Raw genomic sequence first — 8572 nt, forward strand, 5'->3', positions numbered from 1 at the left:
TCATGAAAATTAGATCTGCAGATTTTGTAATGAGTAACAGTAATGTTACCAAGGCTCCACAAGAAAGAATGCCAGAATATGCATTTATTGGACGTTCTAATGTTGGTAAATCTTCATTAATTAATATGTTAATGGAACGCAAAGATTTAGCCAAAATTTCTGGTAAACCTGGTAAAACACAACTTATCAATCATTTTAAAATAAATGATGAGTGGTTTTTAGTAGATTTACCTGGTTATGGTTACGCTAAAGTTTCTAAGAAGAAAAGAACCATTTTTCAGTTTTTTATAGAAAACTACTTTAAAGAAAGAGAGCAGCTAGTTTGTACTTTTGTTTTAATTGATTCTAGACACGATCCTCAAAAAATTGATTTAGAGTTCATGAAGTTTTTAGGTGAAAACCAAATTCCGTTTTGTATTGCTTTTACCAAAGCAGACAAATTAGGTAGCTCTAAATTAAACAAACAAATTACTTCTTATAAAAAGAAATTATTAAACACTTGGGAAACACTTCCGATGTCATTTATCACCTCTTCTTCTACAGGATTAGGTAGAGATGAATTTTTAAATTTTATTGATAGTGTTAATGAAGACGTTGCCAAAGATTTTAAATAATCAATAATGCATTCTACTAAAGAAAATTTACAAATTTTATTTGAAGACAATCATATTATCATTGTAAATAAACGCGCAGGCGATATTACACAAGGTGATAAAACGGGTGATAAACCTTTAAGTGATGTTGTAAAAGAATACATTAAAGATAAATACAATAAACCTGGAAACGTATATTTAGGTGTTGTACACCGATTAGACAGACCTACTTCTGGTATTATTATTTTTGCTAAAACATCTAAATCTTTAGAACGTTTAAATAAGATGCTTCGAGATAAAACGATTCACAAAACGTATTGGGCTGTTGTAAAAAATCATCCGAAGAAAGAAAAAGACACCTTAATTAATTATTTAAGAAAGAATCCAAAAAACAATAAATCTACCGCGTATCCGAAAGAAATTGATGGAAGTAAAAAAGCAATTCTTCATTATGCTGTTATCAAAAAACTAGACAATTATTCTTTAATAGAGATTGATTTAGAAACAGGAAGACATCATCAAATTAGATCGCAACTATCTAACATTGGTAGCCCTATAAAAGGAGATTTAAAATATGGTTTTGACAGAAGTAATAAAGATGGAAGTATTCATTTACATGCCCGCAGAATTCAATTTATACATCCTGTAACTAAAGACGAAATTAACATTACTGCACCAACGCCAAAAGAAGTTATTTGGAACGCTTGTTTGTAGTTTTTTCCTTTAAAAAACAACTCCGAATATCATTCTATACTCCAATTGTCATTTCTACAATAGGAGAAATATCAATCTGAATGCAAACCACATAACAGTTGTCATTTCGACAATAGGAGAAATCTCATAACTGTGATTACACAAAATTGAGCTACTTTATGTGATTTCTCTCAAAAGTTCGAAATGACAAAACTGGGTATATGCTTCACCTCTAAGAATTATTTTAGAATAATTACAACAATCCCTACTATTTCATTGGCTTAAAAACTAAAATATTTTTACTCTGTTCAATTTCAGCCTGATTCAGTTTCATCCTTACAAACTTCCCTTCTAAATATCTTTTAGTTTGATTTTTATAATACTTGCTAAACACATTTCCAGATTGCCCTGTTGGTACAATTGCTATACTATTTTCTACATCAGAAAAATCGATAACCCTTCTTGTTGACGGTCCTGCTGTAACCTTATAATACCCTGTACTATCTAATTTAAAAATTTGATTATTAATCACCTCGTTTCCACCAATAGTTTCATACGGACCTATATTAAACAGTTTACGTAACAAACCACCTGCTTTTCCTATTGCATGTTCATATTCTACAGAAATAACTCTATTCCAGGTCCAATCATCTACATTTGCTCCTAACTGATTTTGTAAAAAAGAAAAAGCACTTTTAAAAGATGCTTGAACAATATCCCTTCTGGTTTCAATTTTATCTTTCGTAGCAATATTATCCCACCAAACAGAATTCTTTCTATTTATTTGATTCGGTAATACTTTATCTTGCAAGTTAGAATTGATAAACAAATTAAAACTAGCACCCAACTCGTCTTTATAAGTTGCTCTTAAAAATTCATATAAAAAACGATTGTAAATGGTTGGCCCAACAGCTGTTTTTAAATAGTTTCCATCCCAATTTTCAAGTTCAGAAAACGCTTTTCTTTCTGATGCTAACAACTCCGATTTATCCACATTTTTTAACAAATTATGAATAATATCTGGCACTGTAGATGATTTTACATCGTACGTCATATTTGCAACCTCTTCTTTTGTAAAATCATCTTTCTGCTCTAATAATTCTACAATTCTTTTTGCTCTATCTTCAGGTAAATAATAACCAGGATATATTTTACCTTTTACAGAATCTACTTGGTTATTGGCAGAATACACGTAATTCCAACTCGGGTTTATTGCTTGTGGATTTTCATCAAAAGGCAAAAACTCTAAAATTTCATCTTCTCCAGAAGCACCATTTAAATACGTTTTGGTAGACAAACCGTCTCTTAACTCATACAATTTGGCCGAAGAAAAACAAGCTACATTATCTTTAGCGTCTCCATACATTACATTTAAACCGGGTGCATGAATTCTTGCTACAGAATTTCTAAAATCCTTTAAAGAATTTGCATGAGAAATTCCGTAAGAAACATCTAACATTTCGTTTGGTAATTGCGTGTAAATCCAATTCATTGCAATAGGTCTTTTATCCTTAATATGCTCTATTAAACCATTCATTATCGGTCCATGTTTACTAACCTTTACCTGAAAAGAAGTATCTTTTTCATTTTTTACATGAATCGTTTTGTCTCTTAGCTCATACTTCTGATACCCATTTTCTGTTTTATATTCTAAAGAATTCTCCGGGTTCTCTTCTTCAACATAAAAATTTACATCATCATTTTCAAACATTGTTAAACCGTATGCATATTCATGATTATGACCTAATAAAGGAAATGGCATCAATGCAATATTAAATCCATAAATTTCAAAATCGGGTGTTTTAATATGATTTTGATACCAAACAGAAGGTTGCGAATATGCAATATGCGGATCATTTTCGAAAATTACTTTTCCATTCTTTGTTTTTTCCGGAGCAAGTACCCAAGAATTACTTCCTATAAAAGGAGAAATCGGTAATTCATCCATAATAGAAGCAACTGTTTTAGAAAATGTTGCCTCTATTTTATCTGGTAAACTGGTTTTTATTATTGTTAAATAATCAGGATTCTTACTTAACAACTCATTTAAATAAGAAGCGCCTAATTTCTCTTTAACTTCTGTTAATAAAGGATCTGTTTTATGAGCAGCCGCAAAACTAAAGGACATATAACCGAATACATTATAAATATCTTTGAGGGTATATTTTTCTTTTTTTACACCTACTAACGTAAATTCTAAAGGTGTTTTTCCTTCTTCAATAAATTGATTTACTCCGTTTAGATATGCCTGCGTTAAAATATAAGATTCAGCTGTTTTATCCAAACCTGCAATCGTTTTATTTGCAGCTTCTTCAATTCCTAATCCTCCAAAAAACTGATCGACTCTCACCAAATCTTTTCCAAAAATCTCAGACAACCTTCCCGCAGCAATTCTACGCATCAATTCCATTTGCCATAATCTATCTTGCGCATGCACATACCCCAAAGCTACATAAGCATCTTTTTGATTTTGAGCATTTATATGAGGTACCCCAACATCATCAAAATATACCGTTACTTTATTAGAAATATTTTTCAATTCTAGCTCACCAGAATAATTTGGGTGATACGTTTTAGAGTACAACCAAACAAAAACAACCACCAACACCACAAGAATTAACAGAATTTTTAAAAAACGTCTTAAAAACTTCATAAAATTGATTTTTTTCAAAGATAACAGAATTATTATTTACGGATAACTACAAAGAAAATGAAAGTAAGTTCGTATTTTTGATGAGCAAAATTTTTTATATGAAAAAAATTCAAATGGTAGACCTACAAGGTCAATATCAACAAATAAAAGAAACTGTAAACTCTTCTATAGAACAGGTTTTAAATACCTCTGCGTATATAAACGGCCCATTAGTTCATGAGTTTCAAGCAGATTTAGAAAAATATTTAAATGTAAAGCATGTAATACCTTGTGCTAACGGAACCGACGCTTTGCAAATAGCAATGATGGGACTAGGTTTAGAGCAAGGTGATGAAGTAATTACTGCAGATTTTACGTTTGCTGCAACCGTAGAGGTAATAGCATTGTTAAAATTGACTCCTGTTTTAGTGGATGTAGATGCAAAAACCTACAACATAGACATAGAAGCTTTAAAAAGAGCAATTACTCCTAAAACCAAAGCCATTGTACCTGTTCACTTATTCGGACAAGTAGCAAATATGGATGCAGTTTTAGAAATAGCAAAAGAGCATAATCTTTTTGTAATTGAAGACAATGCGCAAGCAATTGGTGCAGACTACACGTTTAAAGACGGCACAAAAAAGAAAGCAGGAACGATTGGAAATGTAGGTACAACTTCTTTTTTCCCTTCTAAAAACTTAGGATGTTATGGAGATGGTGGTGCCATTTTTACAAATGATGACGAACTTGCTCATACCATTCGTGGAATTGTAAATCACGGAATGTACACACGTTATTACCATGACGTAGTGGGCGTAAATTCTCGTTTAGATTCTATTCAAGCTGGTGTTTTAAAAGCAAAATTACCTTTATTAGACACCTATTGCGAAGCTAGAAGAAATGCTGCTCGTTTTTACAACAAAGCTTTATCTGTATCTAAACATATTATTACACCAACAACGTCTGCTTGTGGTGAAATTTGTGATACTTGTGATTGCCACGTTTTTCATCAATATACGTTACAAATTACCAACGGAAAAAGAGATGATTTACACAAGCACTTATTAGAAAAAGGAATTCCGAATGCAATCTATTATCCTGTAGCATTACACTCTCAAAAAGCATACACAGACACTCGTTACAACGAAAGTGATTTCCCTGTAACTAATGAGTTGATAAAAACGGTAATTTCTTTACCAATGCATACAGAATTAGACAAAGAACAATTAGAGTTTATTACAAAAACTATTTTAGATTTTGTAAATTAAAAAGTAATTGCCACGTCATTGCGAGGAGGAGTGACGTGGCAATCTCAAAAACAACCAAACAGATTACTTCGTCATACTTCCTCTTAATGACGTATAAATAAAACATAATGAAAAGAATATTAGTTACAGGAGGATTAGGATTTATTGGTTCTCACACCGTTGTAGAATTACAAAACGAAGGTTTTGAAGTAGTAATTATCGATGATTTATCTAACACATCTATCGGTGTTTTAGACAACATTACATCTATTACAGGTATTAAACCAGATTTTCATCAAATTGATTTAAGAATTAAAAGTGATGTGAAAAACTTTTTCGATAACAATAAAGTAGATGGAATGATCCATTTCGCTGCTTTTAAAGCGGTTGGAGAAAGCATGCACAAACCTTTAGATTACTACGAAAACAACTTAGGTTCTTTAGTGTATTTATTACAAGAAATGAGAGATAGAAAATTAGATAACTTTATCTTTTCTTCTTCTTGTACCGTTTACGGACAAGCAGATGAGTTACCTATTACAGAAAATGCACCTGTAAAAGCAGCTGAATCTACTTACGGAAACACCAAACAAATTGGCGAAGAAATTTTAAGAGATGCTAGTAAAGCACATGGTTTAAATATTATTGCTTTAAGATATTTTAACCCAATTGGAGCGCATCCATCAATTAAAATTGGAGAATTGCCTTTAGGAGTTCCTCAAAACTTAATTCCATATATTACACAAACCGCTGCAGGTATGCGTGATGAATTATCTGTTTTTGGTGATGATTATGATACTGTAGATGGTACTGCGGTTCGTGATTATATACATGTTGTAGATTTAGCAAAAGCACACATTGCCGCTTTACAACGTTTAATTAAAAAGAATAATAAAAAAGCATTTGAATACTTTAACGTAGGTACGGGAAAAGGAAGTTCTGTATTAGAAGTAATTAAAGCTTTTGAAAAAGCTTCTGGAAAATCTTTAAATTATAAAATTGTTCCTAGAAGAGAAGGTGATATTACTGCTGCTTATGCAGATACTACTATTGCCAATAAAGAATTGAACTGGAAAACAGAAAAAACTTTAGAAGAAGCATTGGCCTCTTCTTGGAAATGGCAACTAGCTCAAAATAAATAATATTAAAAACTCCAATCTTTACCGATTGGAGTTTTTTTTGCTTTAGAGCAATTCTGTTACTAAACAACAAGTTGTTAAATTTAGCTATGTCAGTTCCAGATCAAAAAAAATTACAAGTAGAAAAGATAACATGCAGTTTTGTTTTTTTAGACTCCAATTAACTCACTAAAAAAAATCATGTACAAAACATTTCAATAGTAGTGAGTTTTAATAAAAATTGCATAGGGAACTAATATAAAAGCAAAAATATTCTACAAATTAATTTCTATAATTTATCAATCCTACTTTTCATGAAAATCACAGGGAAACGCTATTTAGATTACTCCTCCTTTATAAAACTTAACTTCGGAGAAAGAGTGCAAAAAATATCTTTAGATATTGGCTTTTCTTGTCCTAATAGAGATGGTTCTAAAGGATACGGAGGTTGCACCTATTGCAACAACAATACCTTTAACCCAGATTATTGCGAACCTAACAAAAGTGTTAAACAACAATTACAAGAAGGCATTTCTCGTTTTTCTAGCAAATACAAAACGCAGCAATATTTAGCTTATTTTCAAGCGTACACAAATACCTACTCAGATTTTGAATCTCTAAAAAAAATGTATGAGGAAGCTTTAAGCGTTCCCAATGTAATTGGATTGGTTATTGGCACCAGACCCGATTGTATTTCGGATGAAGTGATCGATTACTTATCCTTTTTATCAAAAACACATTTTATTTCCCTAGAATTCGGAGTGGAAAGCACTTTAAACAATACTTTAAAGAAAGTAAACAGGTGTCATTCTTATGATGATAGTATTGCTACTTTTAATAAATGTAAAAACAAAGGTTTTCATTTAGGTGCTCATTTAATTATCGGCTTACCAGGAGAAACCAAAGAGGATTTATTAAACCATGCCATTGAAATTTCTAAGTTACCGATAGACACTTTAAAATTACACCATTTGCAGATTGTAAAGCAATCTATCATGGCCTCTCAATACAAACGAAATCCAGAAGATTTTAATCTTTTTACACCTGAGAGTTACATTGCGTTTATAACTCAATTTGTTGCCTTACTTAGGCCAGATATTGTTATAGAACGTTTTATCAGTCAGGCACCAATAGATTTGCTAATTGCACCAAAATGGAACGGACTTAAAAACTTTGAAATGGTTGCTAAAATTGATAAACAAATGGAGTTAGAAAATACTTGGCAAGGGAAAGATTATAATCCTTATCCGAAAAAATTGAATAAAGAAAACACGCTAATTACAGCTTAAAGACAACAAAAAAAAGCTAATTTGGTTTGATTCTAAATTTAAAAAAAACTAACTTCGTTAACTTCTGATATAAAACATTGAAACGATTTGATATCATTAGAGTTGTACTTCATTAAAAAAAACAAGAACTATGAAAAAAATATTTTTTTTAATTTTAACAATTATTTCAGTAATATTTTTTTCCTGCAAAGAAAAAAGTATCAAAAAACAAACTGACCAAGGAACAATAAATGAAACGGAAGTAGAAGAAAAAAATAATAAGTCGCTTATAATTACAGAAAATAGTTTTTTAGGACTTAAAATTGGGGACTCAATCAACTTAAAATCAAAAAATATAAAAAAAGAAACTCAGGAAAATGGAGAAGGTTTTTTCCCTGGATATGTATTATTAGATGATAATGGAAAAAAAATTGCGTTTATATTTCCAAAACATAAGACAGATAATATTATTGGTAGGATAGAAATTAGTGCACCGAATTATAAAACAAAAGAAGGAATTAGTATTGGCTCAACATACGAAGACTTAAAAAAATACTACCCCAATTTAGAAACTCACGGAAGTGAAATTGAAAGTCGAACAAATAGTCGTGTAGGAGGCTTATCATTTCTATTGGACACTTACTTTGGTACTTATGAAATTGATGAATCAAAAATTAAACCCTCAACTAAGATAAAAAGGATCAGTATACGGGGAACAAAGAATTAAATCAATTTTAAAAAAAACGAAAGTACAACAATGGCTATAGTTAATACGGGTTTTGGTGACTAACTCAAAGGTTAGAATTTTAAACCAAGTCCGCCATTTTTTTTTGATTTGGCTTTATAAATGAAAAGATAAAATGGCTAAGTGCTAGTCTGAAAAGATTAGTTAATTTTAATCCCGTACTAACCATAGCCGAGACGTTAACGAAACCAAAAAATTAGTCTAAAAAAACGAACTTTCTCAAGTTCGTTTTTTATTTATAAATAATTCATAAAAATCTATTCTGCTAAAGCAGCT

Annotated in this window: 7 protein-coding genes; 6 read left to right on the forward strand and 1 reads right to left on the reverse strand. The window is 30.9% G+C overall.

What is annotated here, in order from left to right:
* Positions 1-2: 2 nt before the first annotated feature.
* Positions 3-614 carry a ribosome biogenesis GTP-binding protein YihA/YsxC gene (yihA, locus tag MPF19_RS17820; RefSeq protein WP_203391928.1) on the forward strand — a complete coding sequence of 204 codons (612 nt, stop codon included), beginning with the start codon at positions 3-5 and terminating at the stop codon, positions 612-614.
* 6 nt (positions 615-620) lie between these two features.
* On the forward strand, positions 621-1307 hold the full coding sequence (locus tag MPF19_RS17825; RefSeq protein ID WP_203391927.1) for an RluA family pseudouridine synthase: 687 nt from the start codon (positions 621-623) through the stop codon (positions 1305-1307).
* A gap of 247 nt (positions 1308-1554) precedes the next feature.
* Here the strand turns inward: MPF19_RS17825 and MPF19_RS17830 are convergent, their stop codons facing one another.
* Positions 1555-3939 (reverse strand): penicillin acylase family protein, encoded by a 2385-nt coding sequence (locus tag MPF19_RS17830; protein WP_249989648.1) that lies wholly within the window; start codon positions 3937-3939, stop codon positions 1555-1557.
* A gap of 98 nt (positions 3940-4037) precedes the next feature.
* Between MPF19_RS17830 and MPF19_RS17835 the strand changes: the two genes are divergently transcribed.
* The 4 genes from MPF19_RS17835 (at position 4038) to MPF19_RS17850 (ending at position 8278) form a co-directional block, all read left to right on the forward strand.
* A complete protein-coding gene (locus tag MPF19_RS17835; protein ID WP_203391925.1) occupies positions 4038-5186 on the forward strand; it encodes a DegT/DnrJ/EryC1/StrS family aminotransferase in 1149 nt (382 codons plus the stop codon).
* Positions 5187-5293: 107 nt separating this feature from the next.
* Positions 5294-6307 carry a UDP-glucose 4-epimerase GalE gene (gene galE / locus MPF19_RS17840; RefSeq protein WP_203391924.1) on the forward strand — a complete coding sequence of 338 codons (1014 nt, stop codon included), beginning with the start codon at positions 5294-5296 and terminating at the stop codon, positions 6305-6307.
* 290 nt (positions 6308-6597) lie between these two features.
* Complete coding sequence (gene mnmL, locus MPF19_RS17845) at positions 6598-7572, forward strand: tRNA modification radical SAM protein MnmL/YtqA (protein ID WP_249989651.1); 975 nt, start codon at positions 6598-6600, stop codon at positions 7570-7572.
* A 130-nt stretch (positions 7573-7702) separates the two neighbouring features.
* A complete protein-coding gene (locus MPF19_RS17850) occupies positions 7703-8278 on the forward strand; it encodes a hypothetical protein (protein ID WP_249989653.1) in 576 nt (191 codons plus the stop codon).
* Positions 8279-8572: the final 294 nt, after the last annotated feature.

It is taken from the genome of Polaribacter sp. Z014, from assembly GCF_023555435.1.
Classification (GTDB): domain Bacteria; phylum Bacteroidota; class Bacteroidia; order Flavobacteriales; family Flavobacteriaceae; genus Polaribacter.

Excerpts from the sequence above, each read along its gene's own strand:
- yihA (WP_203391928.1), top strand. The coding sequence starts at position 3 with ATGAAAATTAGATCTGCAGATTTTGTAATGAGTAACAGTAATGTTACC.
- MPF19_RS17825 (WP_203391927.1), top strand. The coding sequence starts at position 621 with ATGCATTCTACTAAAGAAAATTTACAAATTTTATTTGAAGACAATCAT.
- MPF19_RS17830 (WP_249989648.1), bottom strand. The coding sequence starts at position 3,939 with ATGAAGTTTTTAAGACGTTTTTTAAAAATTCTGTTAATTCTTGTGGTG.
- MPF19_RS17835 (WP_203391925.1), top strand. The coding sequence starts at position 4,038 with ATGAAAAAAATTCAAATGGTAGACCTACAAGGTCAATATCAACAAATA.
- galE (WP_203391924.1), top strand. The coding sequence starts at position 5,294 with ATGAAAAGAATATTAGTTACAGGAGGATTAGGATTTATTGGTTCTCAC.
- mnmL (WP_249989651.1), top strand. The coding sequence starts at position 6,598 with ATGAAAATCACAGGGAAACGCTATTTAGATTACTCCTCCTTTATAAAA.
- MPF19_RS17850 (WP_249989653.1), top strand. The coding sequence starts at position 7,703 with ATGAAAAAAATATTTTTTTTAATTTTAACAATTATTTCAGTAATATTT.